General features: G+C 48.9%; 20 protein-coding genes. 12 read left to right on the forward strand and 8 right to left on the reverse strand.

The window, feature by feature from the left end:
- Position 1: 1 nt before the first annotated feature.
- The 7 genes from yhdP to csrD form a co-directional block, all read right to left on the reverse strand.
- Complete coding sequence (yhdP, locus tag K9N75_RS19460; RefSeq protein ID WP_130962205.1) at positions 2–3,805, reverse strand: AsmA2 domain-containing protein YhdP; 3,804 nt, start codon at positions 3,803–3,805, stop codon at positions 2–4.
- Positions 3,806–3,847: 42 nt separating this feature from the next.
- Complete coding sequence (gene rng, locus K9N75_RS19465) at positions 3,848–5,317, reverse strand: ribonuclease G (RefSeq protein ID WP_004097171.1); 1,470 nt, start codon at positions 5,315–5,317, stop codon at positions 3,848–3,850.
- Complete coding sequence (locus tag K9N75_RS19470; protein WP_008815387.1) at positions 5,307–5,900, reverse strand: Maf family protein; 594 nt, start codon at positions 5,898–5,900, stop codon at positions 5,307–5,309. Before K9N75_RS19470 ends, rng begins: the two co-directional genes overlap by 11 nt.
- A 46-nt stretch (positions 5,901–5,946) precedes the next feature.
- Complete coding sequence (mreD, locus tag K9N75_RS19475; RefSeq protein ID WP_004097168.1) at positions 5,947–6,435, reverse strand: rod shape-determining protein MreD; 489 nt, start codon at positions 6,433–6,435, stop codon at positions 5,947–5,949.
- Positions 6,435–7,511 carry a rod shape-determining protein MreC gene (gene mreC / locus K9N75_RS19480; RefSeq protein WP_008815388.1) on the reverse strand — a complete coding sequence of 359 codons (1,077 nt, stop codon included), beginning with the start codon at positions 7,509–7,511 and terminating at the stop codon, positions 6,435–6,437. Before mreC ends, mreD begins: the two co-directional genes overlap by 1 nt.
- Positions 7,512–7,668: 157 nt before the next feature.
- Entirely contained in the window at positions 7,669–8,712 is a 1,044-nt protein-coding gene (gene mreB / locus K9N75_RS19485; protein WP_004097166.1) for a rod shape-determining protein MreB, read from the reverse strand.
- Positions 8,713–9,153: 441 nt separating this feature from the next.
- The gene (gene csrD, locus K9N75_RS19490; RefSeq protein ID WP_096080233.1) at positions 9,154–11,055 is read right to left on the reverse strand and encodes an RNase E specificity factor CsrD; all 1,902 of its coding nucleotides are present in this window, start codon (positions 11,053–11,055) and stop codon (positions 9,154–9,156) included.
- 296 nt (positions 11,056–11,351) lie between these two features.
- On the opposite strand from csrD, the gene acuI reads away from it, so the two are divergent.
- From acuI to prmA, 9 genes are all read left to right on the forward strand, one after another.
- Positions 11,352–12,329 carry an acrylyl-CoA reductase (NADPH) gene (gene acuI / locus K9N75_RS19495; protein WP_130959406.1) on the forward strand — a complete coding sequence of 326 codons (978 nt, stop codon included), beginning with the start codon at positions 11,352–11,354 and terminating at the stop codon, positions 12,327–12,329.
- 170 nt (positions 12,330–12,499) lie between these two features.
- Positions 12,500–13,501: a protein-methionine-sulfoxide reductase catalytic subunit MsrP gene (gene msrP, locus K9N75_RS19500; RefSeq protein WP_118938167.1), complete on the forward strand. Its 1,002-nt coding sequence runs from the start codon at positions 12,500–12,502 to the stop codon at positions 13,499–13,501.
- A 29-nt stretch (positions 13,502–13,530) separates the two neighbouring features.
- Positions 13,531–14,130, forward strand: coding sequence for a protein-methionine-sulfoxide reductase heme-binding subunit MsrQ (gene msrQ / locus K9N75_RS19505; protein ID WP_039184644.1), 600 nt, complete (start codon positions 13,531–13,533; stop codon positions 14,128–14,130).
- Positions 14,131–14,372: 242 nt separating this feature from the next.
- A complete protein-coding gene (aroQ, locus tag K9N75_RS19510) occupies positions 14,373–14,825 on the forward strand; it encodes a type II 3-dehydroquinate dehydratase (protein WP_008815393.1) in 453 nt (150 codons plus the stop codon).
- Positions 14,826–14,917: 92 nt separating this feature from the next.
- Complete coding sequence (gene accB, locus K9N75_RS19515; protein ID WP_004097158.1) at positions 14,918–15,379, forward strand: acetyl-CoA carboxylase biotin carboxyl carrier protein; 462 nt, start codon at positions 14,918–14,920, stop codon at positions 15,377–15,379.
- Positions 15,380–15,390: 11 nt separating this feature from the next.
- On the forward strand, positions 15,391–16,740 hold the full coding sequence (accC, locus tag K9N75_RS19520; protein ID WP_004097156.1) for an acetyl-CoA carboxylase biotin carboxylase subunit: 1,350 nt from the start codon (positions 15,391–15,393) through the stop codon (positions 16,738–16,740).
- A 157-nt stretch (positions 16,741–16,897) separates the two neighbouring features.
- On the forward strand, positions 16,898–17,140 hold the full coding sequence (locus tag K9N75_RS19525) for a YhdT family protein (RefSeq protein WP_008815394.1): 243 nt from the start codon (positions 16,898–16,900) through the stop codon (positions 17,138–17,140).
- Positions 17,130–18,587, forward strand: a complete 1,458-nt coding sequence (gene panF / locus K9N75_RS19530) for a sodium/pantothenate symporter (RefSeq protein ID WP_008815395.1) — start codon at positions 17,130–17,132, stop codon at positions 18,585–18,587. Before K9N75_RS19525 ends, panF begins: the two co-directional genes overlap by 11 nt.
- 10 nt (positions 18,588–18,597) lie before the next feature.
- The gene (prmA, locus tag K9N75_RS19535; protein ID WP_004097150.1) at positions 18,598–19,479 is read left to right on the forward strand and encodes a 50S ribosomal protein L11 methyltransferase; all 882 of its coding nucleotides are present in this window, start codon (positions 18,598–18,600) and stop codon (positions 19,477–19,479) included.
- 27 nt (positions 19,480–19,506) lie between these two features.
- Here the strand turns inward: prmA and K9N75_RS19540 are convergent, their stop codons facing one another.
- The gene (locus K9N75_RS19540) at positions 19,507–19,986 is read right to left on the reverse strand and encodes an ASCH domain-containing protein (RefSeq protein ID WP_064572595.1); all 480 of its coding nucleotides are present in this window, start codon (positions 19,984–19,986) and stop codon (positions 19,507–19,509) included.
- Between the two features lie 310 nt (positions 19,987–20,296).
- Between K9N75_RS19540 and dusB the strand changes: the two genes are divergently transcribed.
- The 3 genes from dusB to K9N75_RS19555 all read left to right on the forward strand — a co-directional run bounded on the left by dusB (position 20,297) and on the right by K9N75_RS19555 (position 23,487).
- Positions 20,297–21,301 (forward strand): tRNA dihydrouridine synthase DusB, encoded by a 1,005-nt coding sequence (gene dusB, locus K9N75_RS19545; RefSeq protein WP_004097146.1) that lies wholly within the window; start codon positions 20,297–20,299, stop codon positions 21,299–21,301.
- Complete coding sequence (gene fis, locus K9N75_RS19550; protein WP_004097144.1) at positions 21,283–21,579, forward strand: DNA-binding transcriptional regulator Fis; 297 nt, start codon at positions 21,283–21,285, stop codon at positions 21,577–21,579. Before dusB ends, fis begins: the two co-directional genes overlap by 19 nt.
- Positions 21,580–21,990: 411 nt before the next feature.
- Positions 21,991–23,487, forward strand: coding sequence for a C69 family dipeptidase (locus K9N75_RS19555; protein ID WP_224452023.1), 1,497 nt, complete (start codon positions 21,991–21,993; stop codon positions 23,485–23,487).
- Positions 23,488–23,729 lie beyond the last annotated feature (242 nt).

Genomic DNA, 23,729 nt, shown 5'->3' on the forward strand with positions numbered 1-23,729 from the left:
GCTATTTCTCCTTTGGCTGGCGTAACACTTCATTAATAGTTGGGTGATCTAAACTACCTGTAATGTTGTAGCGTATGAGCGATATTTTATTCCACAATGGGGCAAGCACTTTCGATGCGGCAAACACCGCGGCCCCCACCACGGGATTAATAACAAATGCGGTAGCAACGCCTACAGTCGCCGAAATCTCAGGCGCGACAACAGCCTGCATATCGATACGGCGTGTGACAAAGTTCACTGAACCATCCATCGCTATATCAGCGGCTAACCCGTCTACCAGCAAATCATTCGTGGATAAAATACCATTTTTAAACTTACCATTGCCGCGAATGCTGTCATAGTAGAACCCCTGACCAAACGTATCGCTAAAATCAAGTTTTAGCTTACGCAGCAATGCATCAAAACTCACCAAACGTAGGAGTTGCCCTGCTCGACCACCGCCCGCGTTATCAATCTCACCTTTACCCAGCTTACTGCTTAGCGTTCCATTAAGCGAATTCACCTGTGGGCTCCATGGTTCACCCATCCAATTCACATCGAAATGGATATCAAAAGGTGAGTTTTTTAACGGAGATGCAAAGCCAAAATAATCACTACTGTTGGTCACGTTAGCGCCCTTCAGCCGGCCTTTGAGCGTGGTATGATCTTTATCGCCGCTTTGGTTCCAGGTCCCCGTAAGCGTCAGTTGAGTATTGCCAGTATTTATCAACCCGTTGCTCAATACCAACTGATCGCCGCGAGGGGTCAAATCAGCATTAACCTGACGTAACCGCTGCCCCATCATCCAGCAGTCCTGACAGCGAAGTATCATGCTTGGCCATTGGCTGAAAGATATTTTTTTGACGGTAGAAGGGACCTGCGGAGCCTCACTAGGTGCTGGCGTCGCCGTGCTCCACTCTGGGTTATAATACAAATACGCCAAATTCGCGCGCAGTACGTTATTGTTATCAAGATCGGCCACGCCGTTAATTTCGCGCCCTTTAGCACTTATATGGGTACCGTTCGCCAGCTTAGAAGCCGACACGGTTAGCTGATGCCATGTTTGCCCTGCCAGAATTAGCTGCGGCGTACTCAGATTCACCACTTGCGGATAGCTAAAACTGGAGCCTGAGGTTTTCGATTTATCGCTCAGCGCAGGCGCCAATGCCGCCAGCCACTCTTCACCATCCAGCGCAGGAAGATTTAACGTCAACGATTCACTTTCTGGCAGCGCTGGAACCTTGCGACTGTTATCACTCCACGCCGCTCGCGCCAGTTTCACACCGTGTTTTTGCAGAATAAGCTGGCTATTAAAATGATTCTTCGGCCCCAAACTTCCCGAAAGTATAAAACCATTAAGATCGCCTTTGGCATTAACCACGAGCGGCAATGCCTCTCCTCTTGCTTTATCCAGTGGAGAAGGTAAGTGACTGCTTACATTTTTTAGATCTGCATTGACCTGAACGTCATACGATGGATGACCTTTATGCGGCAGTTTGATCGCAACTTTAGTATTCCAAGGCGCGGAACCACTGACATCTTTCGCCAAAGCCGTCGGCATCCATGGCAACTTGGCAGGCTGCCAATCCGCATTTAGCGCAACATCAACGCCGAAGTCCTGCTCCCCTTCAGCCGTTGAGAAAGTGAAATTCACTGGCTGACCAAACCACGACGCATTCATTGGGCTGCTGGTTAAATTGCCATTATCGAAGTGCAAGGAACCGTTTAGCTGGGTAAAGGTGCTATCAAGTGGCTTAATTAGCAAAGCGTTATTTTTGAACGTGACATCCCCCGAGGCGCGAGTGGCTTTGCCATCCAAAGGAATATCGAGATGTAAGCGCCCACTGACATTTCCACCGACTTCCAGCTCATCTAACGCAGCGCCCACAGAATCAGCTAACGGTGACGTTTTGAAGTATTCATGCACCGCTTTTCCTGAGCCTGAGACCTTGGCATCAACGAGGAGTTTTTCCTTGTGGTATACAGGGATAACCGCCGTGATATCCGTGCCATCGACATCGCCCAGCTTGGTATGCGGTGCGTCCATCCACAACCCATCGTTGAGGAAGTTCAAGTCTATCGCCAAATTGCTCAGAGGCGCCCACTCTGGCTGGAAGCGGAACGTCGCATCACGCAACGGCACGAACACTTGGAACTGGCCTTCATTATGCTGATACGGGAAATAATGCGGATTACCGGCATACACCAAGGTTGCATTATCGACTTTGCCGCCTTCTAACGCACCGGTCAGATAATCTACCAAGTGCGTTCCCATTAGCGGCTCAGGAAAATAGCGCCACGCCTGCGCGGCGTCATACAACCGAATCCCCGACAAAATACTCAGCCACGGCTGCCCCTCTTTAGGGGACTGATATTTAAATTCGCCTGTCGCCCATAGAGATTTAGCTTGAATATCAAGATTGTCACCTGATAGCGACCAGCCTTTATCATTATTAATAAAGGAGGTATAGCCGCTAGCGTGACTGACTTCCAACGGTGCACGGAACATATCGCCATAGGGTAATACGCTATCTTTCAAGGAGAAGTGCAGCCCTGCATTCATCGCACTGCCGGAAACACTACCGTTGAAGTGGTTCACGCCTGGCAATAATTTCCATGCCTGCCAACTCACATCCTGCCATGCACCAATAAACCGTGAACGCTCAGGCTGCTGTAGGGGAATATCAACCCCTGCATAGGAAATATGCCCCTTGGGCCTAATGTCATCCCAACGGCCAATAGCATCCGGAGTCAAGAACGCCAACGTCGGTAAAATAGGTCCGATGCGCTCTAGCTGTAAATCTGTCGCCCGCAGGCGCAATTCCTCTGGCTGGTCGGGACCAATGAAGCGGGTATTCTCAGGGCGATACATTGCGCTGAGTGAGCCTTTAGGCCACGCAACGCCATCGGTAGCGAGGTTAAGCTGAGGAATATCAAAGGTCCAGCCGCCAGCCACTCGCCCTACTTGCAAATTAAGGTTATCAACCGTGAGATCGTGCTGTTTATCCGCGGTGCTCCAATTGGCCTCACCTTGTTTGAGAACCAGATGCCCACCTTGAATTTCCCCGTCAGTCACCGTGAGCCACGAGGCAAGGCTGAACTTCGCGCTATGCAGCCCCGTATTACGATTCACCCAGCGACTCAGCCATGGCTTCATCTCAATCTCATCGGCCTGTAAATAGACCTGACCATCGCTCAGCAAGCCATTTTTATCATGCAAATCCATTCGAACCTGCAAATTGCCATGCTGGCCTTCTTGCGTCGAGAACATCACCTGTCCTTCAGCACGATGACGCGTGGCGGTGTTTAACCATGTCAGATTAGGGATGTTAAGTTGAATGCGCGTGCCAGACGGGCTAGGAAACGTGACCTTGCTATCGCGCAGGATAAAATGGTCAAACTGATAGAGGAAAATATTGGTGAGGGTGTCGCTTTCGAACCCATCGGAACCCGATGAAGAGCGGCTGAAAGGCTCGTTGCTGTTAGCGTTTAAATGATAAAATGTCAGATCGCGGAACTGCCAGCGCCAGTGCAGTAAAGACTGCCATACATCCAGCGCCACGGTCACGCGCTGAATTCTAATATTACCTTTGGGCTGTGCCAGTGAAATATCGCGCACATCCAGCGTTGGACCAAATGATTGCCAGCTGGCATCTAGCGAACCGATTTTCATCGGCACACCAGAATACTGCTCAATCTTTTCAACGATTTGTGGACGAAAACGCTCAAGATGAGGCAAGGCCAAACGTAGGCCACTCACTATCAGCGCCACTAGCACAGTCAATGTCACCAGTGTCGCTAGTAAGTATCCAGACAATCGCCTCACGCTCTTCTCCTTGAAATCATTATCGTAAGTTGAGCGTGCAAATCACATCATAACCACGTCGAATTGTTCTTGGTTGTAGAGCGGCTCAATCTGCACTTTGACCTGTTTGCCGACAAAAATCTCTACCTCAGCCAAAGAATGAGACTCTTCGCTTTTCAGCGCTTCGCCCACGGCGGGTGATGCATAAACCAGGAAGCGGTCACTGTCATAAGCATGATGAACACGCACGATTTCACGCAAAATTTCATAGCACACCGTTTCGACCGTTTTCACCGTTCCGCGTCCACGGCAAGTTGGGCAATCGCTGCACAGTACGTGCTCAATACTCTCACGCGTCCTTTTACGCGTCATTTCCACTAATCCTAGCTGGGAAAATCCATTTATGCTGGTTTTTGCACGATCTTTACTGAGCGCTTGTTCTAACGAATGTAAAACGCGACGGCGATGATCCTCACTGCTCATATCGATGAAATCAATAATGATTATGCCACCTAAATTCCGCAAGCGTAACTGACGCGCGATAGCCTGTGTCGCCTCTACATTCGTATTAAAGATGGTTTCATCCAGATTACGATGACCCACAAAGGCACCGGTGTTGATATCTACCGTTGTCATCGCTTCGGTCTGATCGATAATCAGATAGCCACCCGATTTTAGTTCAACACGACGATCGAGCGAACGCTGGATCTCATTCTCAACATCATAAAGATCGAAGATCGGTTGCTTACCGGCATAGAGTTCCAGCTTGGACGTCATTTCTGGAATATATTCGCGAGTGAATTCGGTAAGCGAGTCAAAATTAAGACGAGAATCCACACGAATGCGATCCAAAGCAGCGCCAGCAAAATCGCGCAATACACGATGCGCCAACGCCAATTCACCATACAGCTTACATTTGGTTTTATTGCGACGTTTGCGTTCCATCACTTTGGTCCACAAACGCTTTAAAAATGCGGCATCTTGTGCCAGTTCTTCGTCATCAATACCTTCAGCCGCAGTGCGGATAATAAAACCGCCCTGCTCATCACAGTATTCGGAAACGATCGATTTCAATCGATTACGCTCCGCTTCCCCCTCAATACGCTGAGACACGCCGACATGGCTAGCGCCCGGCATAAACACTAAATAGCGAGAAGGTAGCGTGATATCGGTTGTCAGACGGGCACCTTTTGTACCCAAAGGATCTTTTACCACCTGAACCATCAGGTCTTGTCCCTGACGAACCAGCTCAGCGATATCGCGGACATGGAAATTCTTTTGTTCATCACCCGCAACGCATTCAGTATGCGGCATGATGTCCGAGGCATGTAGGAAAGCTGCTTTATCTAATCCAATATCGACAAATGCGGCCTGCATACCGGGAAGTACACGGCTGACACGCCCTTTGTAAATATTGCCAACGATACCGCGTTTAGATTCGCGTTCGATGTGGATTTCTTGCAGGATCCCCCCGTCAATGTAGGCGACCCGTGTCTCTGAAGGTGTAACGTTAACTAGCAATTCAGCTGTCATGGTCTCTCCTCACGTCCCGTAACGCCATAAACTGTTCAAGTAGCTCCTGTGTTTCCACTAACGGTAGTCCCATCACGGCATGATAACTACCGGCAATGGATCTCACGAAGCAGCCACCTTTTCCTTGTATTCCGTATGCACCCGCTTTATCCATGGGTTCGCCGCTGGCGATATAGTCGTGAATATCCTGTTCGCTGAGAGCCCGAAATGTCACGTCGGTAATCACATGACAATATAACTGATGTTGGCGATCGGCCAGTGAAACCGCCGTAATCACCTGATGGGTTCGCCCCGACAGTTGACGTAGCATCTGCGCTGCATGCTCGCGATCGCGCGGCTTCTCCAATACTTGTCTATCAAGGACAACAATCGTATCAGCACCCAATACAGGCTTATCTTCAGGCGCAGCTTCAACGCCGGCACGCGCTTTGTCCTGTGCCAAACGACATACATATTCCAACGGAGCCTCTTCTGGCTGACGCTGCTCTTCCACATCAATAATCAGTCGTTCAAATGGAATATCCATTAACGCTAATAATTCACGACGGCGCGGCGATCCAGATCCCAGATAGATAGAGTCCATTGATAATTCTCTTTATATAAATGAATGATCTTTACCCAGAGGTAGATCATTGAACCGCAAAACGGCGGCGTACCTTACGCATCAGCAGAAATAGCCACGGCCAAAGTACACCGTTAACCACACTACTCCAGAATACCTCTGGACGGAAAGAGGCATTTGCAATAACAAATTCCCCCCAGAAAACAACAATGTCCATCGCCGCAGTCAGTAAGACCACCATCAAAGCCTGTTGCCATAGCGCCATATTGCGGAATAGCTGAAACTTGAATGCGACTAAATAGGCCAGCAGGCTAAAGGCCAATGCCCGAATGCCAAGCGTTGAACCTAAGATCAAATCCCAGATTAGCCCCAACACAAACCCTGTGCCCACATTCACGCGGTGTGGTAACGCCATAACCCAATAAATCAGAAACAGCGCTAACCAATTAGGCCTGAACATCATCAACTCATCCGGCCACGGCATGATCTGTAAAACGAAGGCCAGCAAAAAGAATAGCCAAATAACCCAGCGACCTTGGCTACGATATCCCGACATTAACGGCCCCCTTGCGTACGAGCAGGAAGCGACGTTGCGGATGGTGACACTGCGGGTGCGGCGCTGTTATTTGCAGGTGCCGCTGGCGTCGTTGGTGCTACGGCAGTGGTGCCTGGAGGCGTGATCCCTACGGCTGGAGCAGGTTGCTGTGGCCCCATCTCTGACGGCGTTGGCAATACCTGTGGCATCATTTGCATCAGACGCTCATTGGCAACGCGATGCACTTCATCTGGCGGCAGCGGCATCGTGCCGTTGCGATCGGCTCCCCACAGCAGCAACAGATAGCGCAGGCGCTGGAGCCCTGCTGTTGGGCGCGCTTTTATTACGGTATACGCACGCTGGTTATCAACTTTAACCGAAGAGACAACGGCAACCGGATAGCCTTCTGGGAAGCGTCCACCTAATCCCGATGTCACAAGCACATCACCCACACGAATGTCGGTATTGGCCGGTAGATGTTCAAGCTGGAGATCGTCGGTGCAACCATTGCCCGCAGCCAACACTCGGATATCGTTGCGTAAGACCTGAATAGGTAAGGCATGCGATGCATTACAGATAAGCAGCACGCGGCTGGTCATCTTACCAACCGCAACAACCTGACCCACCACGCCTTTATCGCTAATTATAGGCTGACCAAAATAAACACCGCTGTTACTGCCCTTGTCAATCACCACCTGATCGCTATAAGGATCGGGCAACGTTGAAATAACCTGAGTCACCATCTTGTGCTCATCCTGACGTAGCGGTGAACCTAATAATTCGCGCAGGCGAGCATTCTCTTGTTTAAACTGGCCGAGTAACAGGGTATCGCTATTTTTTAATAGGAGTTCTTGGCGTAATGCCCTGTTTTCCAGTTCCAATTGTTCGCGAGTGGCCAACGTATTGGATACATTGTCCAGAATCTGACGGGGTCCGTTTGACAGATAATAAAATGGACTGACGGCGGTATCGAGGTAGCTACGGATGTGCAGAAAAGTGCCAAAACGGCTATCTGCAACTACTAATCCTATAGCAACAACCACGGCCAGAAAAAGTCGGAGTTGCAGAGAAGGACCTCTGCTGAAAATCGGCTTCATAAAATTGCGTTATCCTCGACAGCAGGGAAACAGGCAAATTTTCCCGAGCGGTATTAGCGATTCCACGATGCACAACCACCGGCTTGGGGATCCCAAACCGGTGGCAGACACGTGGCATCACCGGCAAGCAGAAGCCAAGCCTCTGCCTACTGGCTGATTATTCTTCGCTGAACAAATCACCGCCATGCATATCGATCATTTCCAACGCTTTACCACCACCACGCGCCACACAGGTCAGCGGGTCTTCGGCAACAACCACTGGAATACCGGTTTCTTCCATCAGCAGACGATCCAAATTACGCAGCAGTGCACCACCGCCGGTCAGAACCATCCCACGCTCGGAGATGTCAGAAGCCAACTCTGGTGGACACTGTTCCAGAGCCACCATCACCGCGCTCACGATACCGGTCAGAGGCTCTTGCAGCGCTTCGAGGATTTCGTTGGAGTTCAGCGTGAATCCGCGTGGAACACCTTCAGCTAAGTTACGGCCACGAACTTCAATCTCATGAACTTCATCACCCGGATAAGCAGAACCGATACCGTGTTTGATACGCTCAGCGGTTGCTTCACCAATCAGTGAGCCGTAGTTACGACGCACATAATTAATGATGGCTTCATCAAAGCGGTCACCGCCAATACGAACAGAAGAGGAGTAAACCACACCGTTCAGGGAGATAACGGCAACTTCGGTAGTACCACCACCAATATCCACAACCATTGAGCCCGTTGCTTCAGACACAGGCAGGCCAGCACCAATTGCCGCAGCCATCGGTTCTTCAATCAGAAAGACTTCACGTGCGCCAGCACCCTGAGCAGACTCACGGATCGCACGACGCTCAACCTGAGTTGCGCCAACCGGCACACACACTAAAACGCGTGGGCTTGGACGCATGAAGCTATTGCTGTGAACCTGTTTGATAAAGTACTGAAGCATCTTTTCAGTCACGAAGAAATCGGCAATAACACCGTCTTTCATTGGACGAATTGCAGCAATATTGCCCGGTGTACGACCCAGCATCTGCTTAGCTTCATGCCCTACCGCAGCAACACTTTTCGGGGAGCCTGCGCGGTCCTGACGAATCGCCACGACGGACGGTTCGTTCAATACAATGCCTTGTCCTTTCACATAAATCAGGGTATTGGCTGTACCCAAGTCGATGGACAAGTCATTTGAAAACATGCCACGGAATTTCTTAAACATAACTGAAGGATAATCCTGAAAGCTGGGGGCGAAAAATAAAATCCGCCTACTTTACCAACCACACGAAGCAGCGACAAGGCGCAAAAACGTCCTACTTCGGTGAAAATTTACACCATGTTTGAGATTCAACGAATTAGGCTCGCAGGTCAGAGAAATAACAGCACAATCTCACCTTCAACAGCCACAGAAACACCACGCCGGTAATTCGTTTAACAGTAAAACACAGCACACATAAGCTTTAAAACTGACCGACAGACAATATACTGCTCAGCAGATCCATTAGCGTAAATGCGTTGAATACTGCGCACGGTCCTTTGTATCAATCGGCAGGCGATAAACAAACGTTAGCACCTACCAACTATGAATGACTTGGTCGCGCGCTATTCTACGTGAATTTCACGCGACAAAAAGGCCAATTTATTGCCTATGCGAATATTTTTTTTACACACGGCTAACCGGTCTCGGTTTTGCAAAGAAATCGCCCTGACCGCCGGCAATTCCCTTCTCTTTTAGCACCAGCCATTCCTCTTTGGTGCGAACACCTGCGGCAAAAACTTGCGCCGAGGTTCCCTCACAGGCACCTGTCAGACTCTGAACAAACAGCTGATTTTCTACGCGCTTGTGAATATTGCGGACCAAGCCGGGATGAAGTTTTACCAACGTCACCTGCAATTGCTTAATATAAGAAGTGCTAACCACTTTTAAGCCCGCTTGAGAAATAACAATATGGCATCCGAGTCCTTGCAGCAGTCTAACAACTGGGCGCAAGCGGTCTATATGCTGGCTCACATCCGCTTCAGCTAATTCAAAGAAAATGCGCTGACGGAGCGCTTTTTCATTCTGAAGCAGAGTATCGCGCAACCAACGTTGAAAACTGCGCTGCAATAATGAGTCAATACTAACCGGAAAGGCCAGTTTCTCTGCAGAAAAATGACGCAATAACGGAATAATCTGAAGCAGCATCTGGCGGTCGTAACTTTCAGCCATACCAAGCTGTTGAACTAGCGGATAATATTCGGCGCTGGGTAATGCCTGACCACCGTCGTAAATATAAGGCAGGATATCGTGGTGATGCACATCACCATTAACGTCGATGGCTTCTTTGTGCAAAAGCGTTGGGCCGCCTCGTGCCAGCGTTTGTTCTAACAAAGTGCGCCATTTGACGCTACCACGTACCACCTCAGGAACGGGATTATCATCCACGAACCATCCATTACTCCCCTGTAATGCGGCATTACGTGCTGCCTGCTCCGCCTGATCCATGACCTGTTCCGTACTTTGTCCATAGTGGTACAGGCTAATACCAATATGCAGTACTTCTTCGATGTCAATTCCGTTGGCCGGCGGTATTGCGCTAATAGAGTTAATGAGCTGCGCTGCAAATCCTTCCGCTTCTTTTAATGAACGATGAGGAAGCAATACGGCAAAATTATTTTGAAAATAACGAGCTAATAAACCCGATGGATAACGCATAACCGACGTCGATAGCATATTCACCAGCGAATAACGGAATTCTTCTCGCTCCCGTTTTCCGTGTAAGCCAGCCAGCGATTCCCAATCAGGCACACGGATAACCATCACAACCCCATGGGCTCCTTCATCTTCAAGCTGTGTCGTAAGTTGGTTATCAAAAAAGAGGCGATTATTCAGGCCGGTTCGAGAATCCTGGGCTGCAAATGCGCGGATCAGCGTATCAACGCGTCCACGTTCTTCTCTAGCATCAGCAAGATCGGAGAGTAATCGGTCAATCGCACTGCTCGCATTAGGAGGAAACTCGTGTACATCGCCGCGAACCGCATTCTCTCGTTCACCGGCAAGAATTTTACGCGCTCTACGCTCGAGCTTTTCTAACCCAAGGGTTTGCTCACGCAGCCAGCGATAGCTAAAGAGCAACACCACAATCATTAAACATATAGAGATCGTAACGGGGAACATTGTCTCCAGTGAGCGGGTATAGCTGGCAGTGGGGTCGATATACACCATTTTTAGGCTATAGCCCGGATGATGCATTAACGTGGCTTCGACATAGCGCTGATTCGTCAGGGTGTCCCATACGTTATATGTATTGGGCAATTTAAGTTGATAAACCTGATGGGCGTCATTATGCACAATGATTTCACTCACTCCGGAGGATCGCATCACCACCGGCAGCCATTTTTTAACGTTATCGCGCGGCTCAGTGAGGAGAAGCTGATCAATCGTGGTCGCGAGCGCATTCAATTGGCGCTCAGCGTGATTGTGGCTCTGATTGAAAAAACTGTATGTACTGCCTAGCAACATCAGCAGCATGGCTAATGCGACTAAAACAGTAATAAACGCAAATAACTTGGTTGTGATACGCATCCCTGTCAGTACCCACCTATATAATGTAACTTAGCCAAGAAATATGGCACCCAAGCGCTTTTCCTTTACACAATGCAGACATCCTAAGAGCTTCATTGCTCTATATCAAAGACAACTTTTCAAATTATTCACACACTGATTAATCTACTACTAGCATAGCGAATTACTGATTAATCTGAGACGATTTCTATCAACAATTAGTTCGGTAGTTATTTTTTACCGATTTATAATTTTTCACGATTTATCACTTCCCGACGGTTCGCTCGGCAATCTCACGACCTCAACGAGGATCCCGCATGAAAGCTTTAGTGCTTGAACAACTTGATGGCAAAACCATTGCCAATATTCAGACTCTGAAAACTGACGATCTCCCTGCCGGAGATGTTCTCGTTGATGTCCAGTGGTCTAGCCTGAACTATAAAGATGCCCTCGCGATCACTGGCAAAGGAAAAATTATACGCAATTTTCCGATGGTTCCCGGCATCGATTTCGCAGGCACTGTACACCACAGCGAGGATCCCCGTTTTCACGTTGGCCAATCCGTTATTCTCACTGGCTGGGGTGTGGGGGAAAATCATTGGGGCGGCCTATCCGAACAGGCTCGTGTCAGCAGTGAATGGTTAGTTGCGCTGCCGCATGGTCTAGATGCGCGTAAAGCTATGATTATTGGTACCGCAGGCTTTACTGCGATGCTGTGTGTCATGGCTTTAGAAGACGGCGGAGTTACGCCGGACAGTGGAGAAATTCTGGTCACCGGAGCCAGCGGCGGTGTAGGTAGTACCGCTGTCGCACTGCTGAGTCGACTAGGCTATCGCGTTGTTGCCGTCAGTGGCCGCGAAAGTAATGAAGAGTACCTAAAATCACTCGGCGCCGAACGCGTTCTGCCCCGCAGTGACTTCACCGCAGACAGCCGTCCATTAGAGAAACAGATCTGGGCTGGAGCCATTGATACCGTTGGTGACAAAGTATTGGCAAAAGTGCTCGCTCAGATGGACTACAACAGCACGGTTGCAGCCTGTGGCTTAGCCGGTGGCTATCAGCTACCGACCACCGTCATGCCATTCATCCTACGCAACGTACGCCTGCAAGGCGTGGATTCTGTGATGACCCCTCATGAGCGCCGCACTGAAGCGTGGCTGCGTTTAGCTGATTTACTGCCAGAAAGTTTCTATCAGCAAGCCTCCACGGAAGTCACCTTAGAAAACGCGGCTGAAACCGCAGCCGCACTGATGGATAACAAAGTCACTGGCCGAACCTTAGTCAAGGTACGCTGAACCACAGGAATTCTTGGCTAATTTCTGTATTACTTCCACTCCCGCGAATAAGGGGGAGTGGAAGTCTGCCCTCATTTATAACAATTTCGTGATACTCATCCATTACGCGCAAATCCTGCCATCATGTTTTTCAAGAGCGACAATAATTAAGAAAAACGAGGGCATCGATCATGGCCAAATTCCCGAAATTCACCGAAGCAGAAGTCACGCCAGAAAGCGTATTTCACCAACGCCGCAGTGTGTTAAAAGCCTTAGGCATTACCGCGGCATCATTAGCCCTTCCCCATGCCGCACAGGCCGACTTGCTATCGTGGTTTAAAGGCCACGATCGTCCCGCCGCGCCAGCGGGAAAACCACTCCAGTTTAGCCAACCGGCGCAATATCAAGCCAAGCTGGCGCTAACCCCAGAAGATAAAGTCACCGGTTACAATAACTACTATGAGTTTGGGTTGGATAAAGCCGATCCTGCCGCCAATGCGGGAACACTGAAGACCGAAGGCTGGAAAATCCGTATCGATGGCGAAGTCGCCAAACCGCTAACGCTCGATATGGACGATATCTATAAGCACTTTGCTTTAGAAGAGCGCATCTATCGTATGCGCTGCGTTGAGGCTTGGTCGATGGTGATCCCTTGGGTGGGGTTTGAGCTTGGTAAGCTGCTAAAAATGGTAGAACCTACCAGCAAAGCTCGCTATGTGGCCTTCCAAACGATCTATGACCCCGACAATATGCCTGGGCAAAAAGATCGCTTCATCGGCGGCGGATTGAAATATCCCTATATAGAAGGATTACGTCTAGATGAAGCAATGCACCCGCTCACCTTGATCACCACGGGTGTCTACGGCAAAGAACTTCCACCGCAAAATGGTGCACCGCTACGTCTAACGGTGCCATGGAAATACGGTTTTAAGGGAATCAAATCGATTGTCAGCATTCGCCTCACCCACGACGAACCGCCAACAACCTGGAATACCAGCGCACCCGATGAATATGGGTTTTACGCCAACGTCAATCCGCATGTTGACCACCCTCGCTGGTCTCAAGCCAGCGAACGTTTTATTGGTTCGGGTGGAATTTTGGACGTAAAACGTCAGCCTACGTTGTTATTCAACGGTTACGCCGAACAGGTGGCGTCACTCTATAAGGGCATGGATCTTAGGACGTTTTTCTAAGGGAATTGCGTACGGAGAATCATTCTACGATGAAAAGAATAACACTTAAACAAGTACAAATTCTCAAAGTGCTGATCTGGCTGGCGGCCAGCCTGCCGCTACTCTGGCTAGTATTTGCTGCGACGCAAGGATTGCTCAGCGCCGATCCCGCCAAAGATATTCAGCACTTTACCGGCAGAATGTCGCTAAAACTGCTGTTAGCCACTTTGCTCATTACTCCACTGGCTCGCTATGGCAAACAACCGCTGTTAATCCGCTGTCGTCGTTTACTCGGTGTATGGTGCTTTGTTTGGGCCTCTATTCACTTAGCCAGCTATACAATTCTTGAACTTGGGTTAGACTTCTCACTACTCGGTAGTGAGTTGATTAAACGCCCTTATCTGACGTTAGGTATCATCAGTTGGCTGATTTTGCTTGCATTAGCAGCGACATCAACACAATGGGCAATGCGAAAAATGGGTTCCAACTGGCAGAAATTACATAATTTTGTCTATATTGTGGCCATTCTCGCCCCCATTCACTATCTATGGTCGGTGAAAACGCTATCGCCACTGCCTATTTTTTACGCGATTGGTGCGGTTATTTTGTTAGCATTCCGTTATCAGAAAATTCGCCAATGGTGGCGGTAACGGTTGGAACTTATTAGTATTTTTCTGCCGAAATTCATACAACGTGTTTCCAATTGGAGAAGTTCGTAGTTGAATATCTTCGCTGATTCGACCAGTATTTAGCTGCTAATTGCCACGAAATCATTATAATGCCCGACCTTATACGCCGATCTGTGCCACAAATTGACACAGAAAAGGTGACAAGTCGGTGACATAGGGTTATTTTGACGGATGATCGTCTGATTGCCGGAGATAGCAGCACAATGGCAGATAAGTTCAACATTTTGCTTTTAAACGGACCCAATCTGAATTTATTGGGAACCCGTGAGCCAGACAAATACGGTAGTACAACATTGCCGGAAATTGTCGGCCACTTAGAACAGGCAGCCAATACGCTGAACGTTTCGCTCAGTCATTTGCAGTCTAATGCCGAATTTGAACTCATCGATCGCATTCATGCTGCTCGTGGCAACACCGACTTCATTCTGATCAACCCAGCGGCATTTACGCATACTAGCGTAGCGATCCGCGACGCATTGCTGGCAGTACAGATCCCGTTTATCGAGATTCACCTGTCAAACGTGCACGCTCGCGAGCCTTTCCGTCATCATTCATATCTGTCTGATATCGCCGTTGGCGTCATCTGTGGTTTAGGTGCTGATGGATACGAATTCGCTCTGCAGGCGGCAGTTAACCGCCTGAAAAAATTTAACTAAGGATGTCATTCCTGCCTATCCGAACCGATGGTTTAGAATCGGGTGGATGAACATCTATATTCTACGTAACAACAAAGAGTACGGAATCACACATGGATATTCGTAAAATCAAAAAACTGATCGAACTGGTTGAAGAATCTGGCATTTCTGAGCTGGAAATTTCTGAAGGTGAAGAATCAGTACGCATTAGTCGTGCCCCAGCAGCAGGCAGCATGCCAATGATGCAGCCTTACTACGCGGCAGCACCTGCACAAGCAGCGGCGCCTGTAGCAGCGGCTCCAGCGGCAGCACCGGCAGCAGAAGCTCCGGCAGCGATTAGCGGTCACATTGTACGTTCTCCGATGGTCGGTACTTTCTACCGTACTCCAAGCCCAGATGCGAAATCCTTCGTTGAAGTTGGCCAAAAAGTGAATGCAGGCGATCCGCTGTGCATCGTAGAAGCAATGAAAATGATGAACCAGATTGAAGCCGACAAATCCGGTGTGGTGAAAGCCATTCTGGTTGAAAACGGCCAACCGGTTGAATTTGACGAGCCTCTGGTCGTCATCGAATAACGAGGCGAGTCATGCTAGATAAAATTGTTATCGCCAACCGTGGTGAGATTGCGCTACGTATCCTACGTGCTTGCAAAGAGCTGGGAATTAAAACCGTTGCAGTCCACTCCACGGCTGACCGCGATCTAAAACACGTGCTGCTGGCAGACGAAACTGTCTGTATCGGCCCTGCACCATCAGTCAAAAGCTATTTGAATATCCCTGCCATCATCTCTGCAGCTGAAATTACCGGCGCCGTAGCGATTCATCCAGGGTATGGCTTCTTGTCTGAAAACGCCGATTTTGCTGAGCAAATCGAGCGTTCCGGCTTCATCTTTATTGGCCCACGTGCAGAAACTATTCGCCTAATGGGTGATAAAGTTTCTGCCATTAGCGCGATGAAAAAAGCGGGTGTCCCTTGCGTACCGGGTTCTGACGGCCCACTAGGCGACGATATGGTGAAGAACAAAGCCATCGCCAAACGTATCGGTTATCCGGTCATCATCAAAGCTTCTGGCGGCGGCGGCGGGCGCGGTATGCGTGTTGTTCGCGGCGATAAAGATCTGGAACAGTCCATCATCATGACCAAAGCGGAAGCTAAAGCAGCTTTCAGCAATGACATGGTTTATATGGAAAAGTATCTGGAAAACCCACGCCACATCGAAATTCAGGTACTGGCAGATGGTCAAGGCAACGCAATCTATCTGGCGGAACGTGACTGCTCCATGCAGCGCCGTCACCAGAAAGTTGTCGAAGAGGCACCAGCACCGGGTATTACGCCTGAGCTCCGTCGCTACATCGGTGAACGTTGCTCTAAAGCCTGTGTCGATATCGGCTACCGTGGCGCAGGGACTTTCGAATTCCTGTTCGAAAACGGCGAGTTCTATTTCATTGAAATGAACACCCGTATTCAGGTTGAACATCCAGTGACTGAAATGATCACCGGCGTGGACCTGATTAAAGAACAGCTTCGTATTGCCGCTGGTCAACCGTTGTCTATCAAGCAGCATGAAGTTCAGGTACGTGGCCATGCGGTAGAATGCCGTATCAACGCGGAAGACCCTGATACCTTCCTGCCAAGCCCGGGTAAAATCACGCGTTTCCACGCGCCGGGTGGCTTTGGTGTTCGTTGGGAATCTCATATCTACGCAGGCTACACTGTGCCTCCGTACTATGATTCCATGATTGGTAAGCTCATCTGTTACGGTGAAAACCGTGACGTGGCGATCGCTCGCATGAAAAATGCGTTGGCAGAACTGATCATCGACGGCATCAAAACTAACGTTGAGCTGCAACAAAAGATTATGAATGATGAAAACTTCCAACACGGTGGTACCAACATTCATTATCTGGAGAAAAAACTCGGCTTGCAGGAAAAATAACTGCGTGTGAGTTTTGTCTCTCTTAAAAGGTCGGGTAACCGGCCTTTTTGCTTTTTAGTGGCCAAATCGTCTGAAGAAACGATAACGCTGCATAAAAAGAACGGTTGCCGTAAAATCCCCTACCTTGTGATTTTGTACTTATAAATGGGAGACTCCCATGGATGCTCGCTTTTTGCAGGCAAATCGTGAAGCCCGCTGGGCTTTGTGGCTAACCATTGCTTATCTGGTGTTATGGATCGTAGCGGCCTATGTTCCTAACAGCTTACAAGGCATAACAGGACTGCCGCACTGGTTCGAAATGGCCTGTTTACTGTTGCCACTGGCATTTATTTTGCTGTGCTGGGCAATGGTTCGCCTGATTTTCAAAGATATACCCTTAGGGAACAATGATGCAGACTGATGTCATTTTACCGCTAGTCGGCTATCTGTTACTGGTATTTGGTCTGTCGGTCTATGCCTACCGTCGTCGCCAAAAAGGTAACTTCCTCAACGAATATTTCATCGGCGACCGCTCGATGGGGGGCTTCGTATTAGCCATGACGCTAACAGCCACCTATATCAGCGCCAGCTCCTTTATAGGTGGCCCAGGGGCTGCCTATAAATATGGGCTGGGCTGGGTATTACTGGCGATGATTCAACTACCTGCGGTGTGGTTATCGCTCGGGGTTCTGGGCAAAAAATTTGCTATTCTGGCGCGCAAATACAACGCAGTAACGCTCAATGATATGTTGTATGCCCGTTATAAAAGTCGCCTGTTAGTTTGGGTGGCTAGCCTCAGCCTACTGGTTGCTTTTATTGGCGCCATGACGGTGCAGTTCATCGGCGGAGCTCGTTTGCTGGAAACTGCAGCGGGTATTCCTTATGACACTGGGCTTTTGATATTTGGCATCAGCATCGCTCTGTATACTTCGGTGGGAGGATTCCGTGCGAGCGTACTAAATGATGCCATGCAAGGGTTGGTGATGTTACTCGGCACGATTATTCTGCTCGCTGGAGTGATCCATGCCGCTGGCGGTTTGCATGCCGCGGTGGATACTTTGCAAAATATCGATCCTAAGCTGGTTTCGCCGCAGGGCGCTGACGATATTTTAAGTGCGCCATTTATGGCATCGTTCTGGATATTGGTATGCTTTGGGGTTATCGGCTTGCCACATACGGCTGTGCGCTGTATTTCCTACAAAGACAGTAAAGCGGTGCACCGCGCCATCGTTATTGGCACTATCGTGGTGGGAATACTGATGTTTGGTATGCACCTTGCCGGCGCGTTAGGCCGTGCCATCTTGCCAGATTTAAAAGTGCCAGATTTGGTTATCCCTACCTTGATGGTCAAAGTTTTGCCGCCGTTCGCTGCAGGTATTTTTCTGGCAGCGCCGATGGCGGCGATTATGTCCACGATCAATGCTCAGCTGTTACAATCGTCCGCAACCATCGTTAAAGACCTCTATTTGGGGATGCGCCCTCAGGCGCTCAAAAACGAGAAACGCTTGGCGAGAATGTCCAGCCTGTCTACGCTGATTTTAGGACTTTTACTGTTGCTGGCGGCATGGCGTCCTCCAGAAATGATCATCTGGCTAAATTTGCTGGCCTTTGGCGGCTTAGAAGCGGTATTCCTATGGCCGCTCGTGCTGGGGCTTTATTGGGAGCGGGCTAATGCACACGGCGCGCTAAGCTCAATGATTTCTGGTGCTATTTGCTACGCCGTACTTGCTACCGCTGACTGGCATATATTCAGCTTACATCCGATCGTTCCATCACTGCTCATCAGCTTAGCAGCATTTGGGATCGGCAACTTTTTTGGCGAGCGTGGCGAAACAGTGCCAGCTGCGACTGAATTAAATTCAAAATAGAGACTTCGAGATGCCTTGGATTCAAATCAAAATCAACACGACCGGTAATCAGGCTGAATCCCTGAGTGATGCATTGATGGAAAGCGGTGCTGTATCAGTGACTTTCCAAGATACCCATGATAATCCGGTATTTGAACCACTGCCGGGCGAGACCCTGCTTTGGGGCGATACCGACGTTATCGGCCTGTATGACGCAGAAACCGATATGAAAGAGATTGTGGCGATTCTGGAGAATGATCCAGCGTTAGGCAAAGGCTTCCACCACAAAATCGAACAGATCGAAGATAAAGACTGGGAACGCGAATGGATGGATAATTTCCACCCAATGCAGTTTGGCCGCCGTCTGTGGATCTGCCCAAGCTGGCGCGATGTTCCCGATCCAACCGCGGTCAACGTCATGCTAGATCCTGGTTTGGCCTTTGGTACTGGGACTCATCCAACAACCGCGCTGTGCCTGCAATGGCTAGATGGTTTGGATCTGGAAGGCAAGACCGTGATCGACTTCGGCTGCGGTTCAGGTATTTTGGCCATCGCCGCCCTGAAACTCGGCGCCGCACGCGCTATCGGGATCGATATCGATCCTCAGGCTATTCAGGCTAGTCGTGATAATGCACAGCGTAACGGTGTTTCAGAGCGTTTAGAGTTGTATCTGCCAAAAGATCAGCCCGCCGACTTAAGCGCAGACGTCGTAGTCGCCAACATCCTGGCAGGCCCACTGCGCGAACTGGCACCGCTGATTAGCGATCTGCCAAAATCTGGCGGTCATCTAGGCCTATCCGGTGTTCTAGCGACGCAGGCGCCAAGCGTTGCAGAAGCTTACGAAGATAAATTTATCATCGATCCTGTCGCTGAACGCGAAGAGTGGTGCCGCATTACCGGTATTCGCCGCTAAGCTAGCTCGCTATATAAAAACAGCGCTTTATATAGGCGCTGTTTTTGTTTCCGCTACCCCTAACACACGGAAGTATTCGCATACCAGCCACATATCTTCACTAAACGTCTTACCTATCGCCAACTGCGACGTTTCAAAAAACGCCTGATGAGCCTGTCTCCAATAAGCCAAAGACTTATCTCCTTCGCCTTCTGCAGCCGCAAATATGGCGTCCACATCACGAAAGCGACGCAAAGATACCTGTGTTGTTTCTATCGCCGCCACGGGCTTTTCATGCCCATCTAGCACAATTGTCAGATAACCTGCGGTAGGAATGGTCATCCCCTCATGCCAATACTCATCCAAAGCACCACAGGTGGCATATTTTTCACCGCTCACGATAAGTTCAGACAGCTGCTGAGCTAAGTCCCCCGGCGTACCAAAATGCTCAGCATGATAAATTCGCCCCTCTAATTCAGGATGCTGTTGTACTATTTTCAACCAGAATAATGCGATTTCACTATCCATATCATCCTCTAAAATGCGATATGCATCTCATTTATAGCGCCATTATTGTGGGTTTCTTAAGCGTTTTATCTGGCAACAGGCACCAAAACTAACCTAAAACGACCAATAAGAAAGGGAAAAAACAAAAGAGCATTTTTTAACCATTAATACATAACCATATGTTAAACAACAAAAATAATCAAATACGAAGCGCCAGCTAGTGATTTCATTGATCTACAACAGCTGATTGTTCAAAGTTTGGCCTTTCATATCCGAGCAAAAATGCGTAATATACGCGCCCTTGCGGACACAGTATGGTCAGTCTTTGTCTATGCGCATTGGACATATAGAACTTAAAAATCGCCTCATTGCTGCGCCTATGGCCGGCATAACCGATCGCCCTTTTCGGACGCTTTGCTATGAAATGGGTGCTGGGATGGCTGTCTCTGAAATGCTCTCTTCCAATCCGGAAGTGTGGCAAACGGATAAGTCACGTCTGCGCATGGTTCATTTAGACGAACCTGGGATCCGAGCCGTGCAAATTGCTGGCTGTGACCCTGATGACATGGCTGCTGCGGCCAAAATCAACGCTGATAGCGGCGCGCAGATCATTGACATCAACATGGGTTGCCCGGCAAAAAAAGTGAACCGCAAACTCGCGGGGTCTGCTCTTTTGCAGTATCCCGACTTGGTTGGAAAAATCCTCAGCGCGGTGGTTAACGCTGTAGACGTACCGGTAACGCTTAAAATTCGTACGGGCTGGAGTCCAGAACACCGTAACTGTGTTGAGATTGCCCAATTGGCTGAACGCTGTGGAATTCAGGCCTTGACGATTCATGGCCGAACACGTGCTTGCTTATTCAACGGCGAGGCGGAGTACGACAGCATTCGGACAGTTAAGCAGAGTGTTTCCATCCCGATTATCGCGAATGGAGACATAACTGACCCGCATAAAGCCAGAGCGGTGCTCGACTACACTGGAGCCGATGCTCTAATGATAGGGCGTGCCGCTCAGGGGAGACCCTGGATCTTCCGGGAAATCCAGCATTATCTGGACACAGGGGAGCTGCTTCCGCCCATGCCGTTGGAGGAAGTTAAGCACTTGTTATTAGGGCATGTACAAGAACTGCATAATTTTTACGGTTCTGGTAAGGGATTTCGCATTGCCCGCAAGCACGTATCTTGGTATCTCCAAGAACACGCCCCATGTGACCAGTTTCGGCGCACATTCAACGCCATAGAGGATGCCAGCGAACAGCTGGAGGCGTTGGAGGCATATTTCGAAAATCTTAGCGTAAAAAAAGAGCTGACAGAACTATGTTCGAACAACGCGTAAATTCTGACGTACTGACCGTTTCTACCGTAAACTCCCAGGATCAGGTGACTCAAAAGCCACTGCGTGACTCGGTTAAACAAGCCCTTAAAGGCTATTTTGCTCAACTGAATGGTCAAGACGTTAATGATCTGTATGAGCTGGTACTGGCTGAAGTAGAACAGCCACTGTTAGACATGGTGATGCAGTATACTCGCGGTAACCAAACCCGCGCTGCGCTGATGATGGGTATCAACCGTGGTACTCTGCGTAAGAAATTGAAAAAATACGGCATGAACTGATACTAATCAGTTAACGTATTGAAAAAAGGTGCTTTTCCTTTATTGGATTAGCGCCTTTTTTATTAAAGTGAGTAGATGAATTCACCACAGCAATTAATCCACAGCATTATTCTGGTTTATGCCCCTCCTACCTGTGTAAATACGACTGCATTGAGAGCCGAGTCACGGTATTCAGTCACTGTAAGTTGTTAATCTTTCAAACATTACAATGGAATATCTAAATACATCAGTATTCATAGATATATCCATCGTTGATTCAAATCGCATACACGCTGGCTAAGCTCGTCACTCACCTCTCTCCTGAGCTTCGTCCCTCTAACCAGCATATTTAGCCTGCAACTTACGTTCGCAAGGGTATAGATGCGTTGTTTCATTGATCGTTTTTATTTACTCACTTAGTAGGGAAAAGAAATGTTTTTTTTCAAGAAATGTGTGGTCGCATTGTCGATTAACATTGCTCTAATTTCATCGGGTTTCGCCTGTACAACCTTGCTCGCAGGTAATGAAGCGACAACCGATGGCTCGGTGTTTGTTGCTCGCAGCGCGGACAGTGACGCACTTAAAGCACAGCATTTCGTTATTCATCCAGCGCAGAAAAATCAGACCGGCGTCTATAGCACCAAAGCACACAACGGTGCGAATGACTTCTCCTATCCACTCCCGAAAAACTCACTGCGCTACACAACAGTGCCAAATTGGAAAACACAATTGCATGGTGCGACCGGTTTTAACGAACTCGGCGTTGGTGTAAGCGGCACGGAGTCTATTTTTGCATCACCTAAAGCGTTAGCTGTCGATCCTTACGTCGAAGATAAAGGGATCACCGAGGACGATATTCCCGATATCCTGCTCTCTCAAGCCAAAACTGCACGGGAAGCTGTAGCCTTGCTCGGCAATATTATTGAAACGCACGGTGCGGGTGAAGGATTTGGGGTTGCCGTCGTTGATGAGCATGAGGTGTGGTATTTAGAGACGGGAAGTGGCCACCAGTGGATGGCACAGCGTGTGCCAAATGATAAATATTTCGCCACCGGCAATCAGGGGCGTTTACAACAGTACGATGCAAAAGATCCTAACGTGATGGGGTCAAAAAACCTGATCGAGTTTGCCACCGAAAAAGGTCTGTATAATCCAAAAACTGACGGTGAATTTAATTTCTCTAAAGCCTATACCCGCGACGACGAACGTGACCGTACCTATAATGATCCCCGCGTCTGGACAATTCAGAAGATCTTTAACCCATCAGTCAACCAAGACGTTTCTGCTGGAAGACAATTCCCTGTACTTCTGACTCCAGAGAAAAAGCTTTCACTGGATGACGTTAAGGCCGTGCTGCGTAACCATTACGATGGAACAAAACACGATCCTTACTCTAACGGCCTGAATGGAAAAGAACCGTGGCGCCCAATCAGCGTATTCAGAACCTATGAATCACACGTGATGCAGGTTCGTCCATGGCTGCCTAAAGAGATTGGCGAAGTGACCTATGTCGGTCTTGGTATGGCCGATCTCACCGCATTTGTTCCTTACTACAGTGGATTGCAGGCATACCCGCAAAACTATGCGCAGGGTACAGATAAAGCGGATAGTGATTCCATTTACTGGAAATATCGTAAGCTGCAAACGCTCGTTATGACCGACTATCCGAAGCTAGCTCCGATTGTTAAAAAAGCCTACCATGACTGGGAGATCAACATTGCCGATGAACAAAAGGCAATGGAATCTAAGTACTTGAAAATGGCTAAAACCGACAAAGCTGGCGCGGATAAAATGCTCAATGAGTTTAATCTACGCGTTATGGCTGATGCGGAAAAACTCACTGAAAATCTCACTAACGAGATTTTCACCCTCCGCACCAAAGATATTCAATCTGATATCTTCTTTGCCAACGCGGCCAAGAAGGATTAAGGCACAGGCGCTTTAATCACGGTGACATCGTGTTTTGTGTCGCTGCTATTATCATGAACGGTGACTGCTACGGCGGTCACCTTTATCCAACATCAATCCCCGCCGCACCTTTTCATTCGAATATCCGTCTCTTAAGCAGACACGGGATAACATCCTCATTTATCGCGCTAACAATGTTAATATAGCGTTCAGGCGAGATTCACTTCATGCCACAAAACCATGTTTTCTGTTTACCGCGGCCT

This window comes from Hafnia paralvei, from assembly GCF_020150375.1.
GTDB lineage: Bacteria > Pseudomonadota > Gammaproteobacteria > Enterobacterales > Enterobacteriaceae > Hafnia > Hafnia paralvei.

Coding starts and splice junctions, on each gene's coding strand:
- rng (WP_004097171.1), bottom strand. CDS start 5,317: ATGACAGCTGAATTGCTAGTTAACGTTACACCTTCAGAGACACGGGTC.
- K9N75_RS19470 (WP_008815387.1), bottom strand. CDS start 5,900: ATGGACTCTATCTATCTGGGATCTGGATCGCCGCGCCGTCGTGAATTA.
- mreD (WP_004097168.1), bottom strand. CDS start 6,435: ATGTCGGGATATCGTAGCCAAGGTCGCTGGGTTATTTGGCTATTCTTT.
- mreC (WP_008815388.1), bottom strand. CDS start 7,511: ATGAAGCCGATTTTCAGCAGAGGTCCTTCTCTGCAACTCCGACTTTTT.
- mreB (WP_004097166.1), bottom strand. CDS start 8,712: ATGTTTAAGAAATTCCGTGGCATGTTTTCAAATGACTTGTCCATCGAC.
- csrD (WP_096080233.1), bottom strand. CDS start 11,055: ATGCGTATCACAACCAAGTTATTTGCGTTTATTACTGTTTTAGTCGCA.
- acuI (WP_130959406.1), top strand. CDS start 11,352: ATGAAAGCTTTAGTGCTTGAACAACTTGATGGCAAAACCATTGCCAAT.
- msrP (WP_118938167.1), top strand. CDS start 12,500: ATGGCCAAATTCCCGAAATTCACCGAAGCAGAAGTCACGCCAGAAAGC.
- msrQ (WP_039184644.1), top strand. CDS start 13,531: ATGAAAAGAATAACACTTAAACAAGTACAAATTCTCAAAGTGCTGATC.
- aroQ (WP_008815393.1), top strand. CDS start 14,373: ATGGCAGATAAGTTCAACATTTTGCTTTTAAACGGACCCAATCTGAAT.
- accB (WP_004097158.1), top strand. CDS start 14,918: ATGGATATTCGTAAAATCAAAAAACTGATCGAACTGGTTGAAGAATCT.
- accC (WP_004097156.1), top strand. CDS start 15,391: ATGCTAGATAAAATTGTTATCGCCAACCGTGGTGAGATTGCGCTACGT.
- K9N75_RS19525 (WP_008815394.1), top strand. CDS start 16,898: ATGGATGCTCGCTTTTTGCAGGCAAATCGTGAAGCCCGCTGGGCTTTG.
- panF (WP_008815395.1), top strand. CDS start 17,130: ATGCAGACTGATGTCATTTTACCGCTAGTCGGCTATCTGTTACTGGTA.
- prmA (WP_004097150.1), top strand. CDS start 18,598: ATGCCTTGGATTCAAATCAAAATCAACACGACCGGTAATCAGGCTGAA.
- K9N75_RS19540 (WP_064572595.1), bottom strand. CDS start 19,986: ATGGATAGTGAAATCGCATTATTCTGGTTGAAAATAGTACAACAGCAT.
- dusB (WP_004097146.1), top strand. CDS start 20,297: ATGCGCATTGGACATATAGAACTTAAAAATCGCCTCATTGCTGCGCCT.
- fis (WP_004097144.1), top strand. CDS start 21,283: ATGTTCGAACAACGCGTAAATTCTGACGTACTGACCGTTTCTACCGTA.
- K9N75_RS19555 (WP_224452023.1), top strand. CDS start 21,991: ATGTTTTTTTTCAAGAAATGTGTGGTCGCATTGTCGATTAACATTGCT.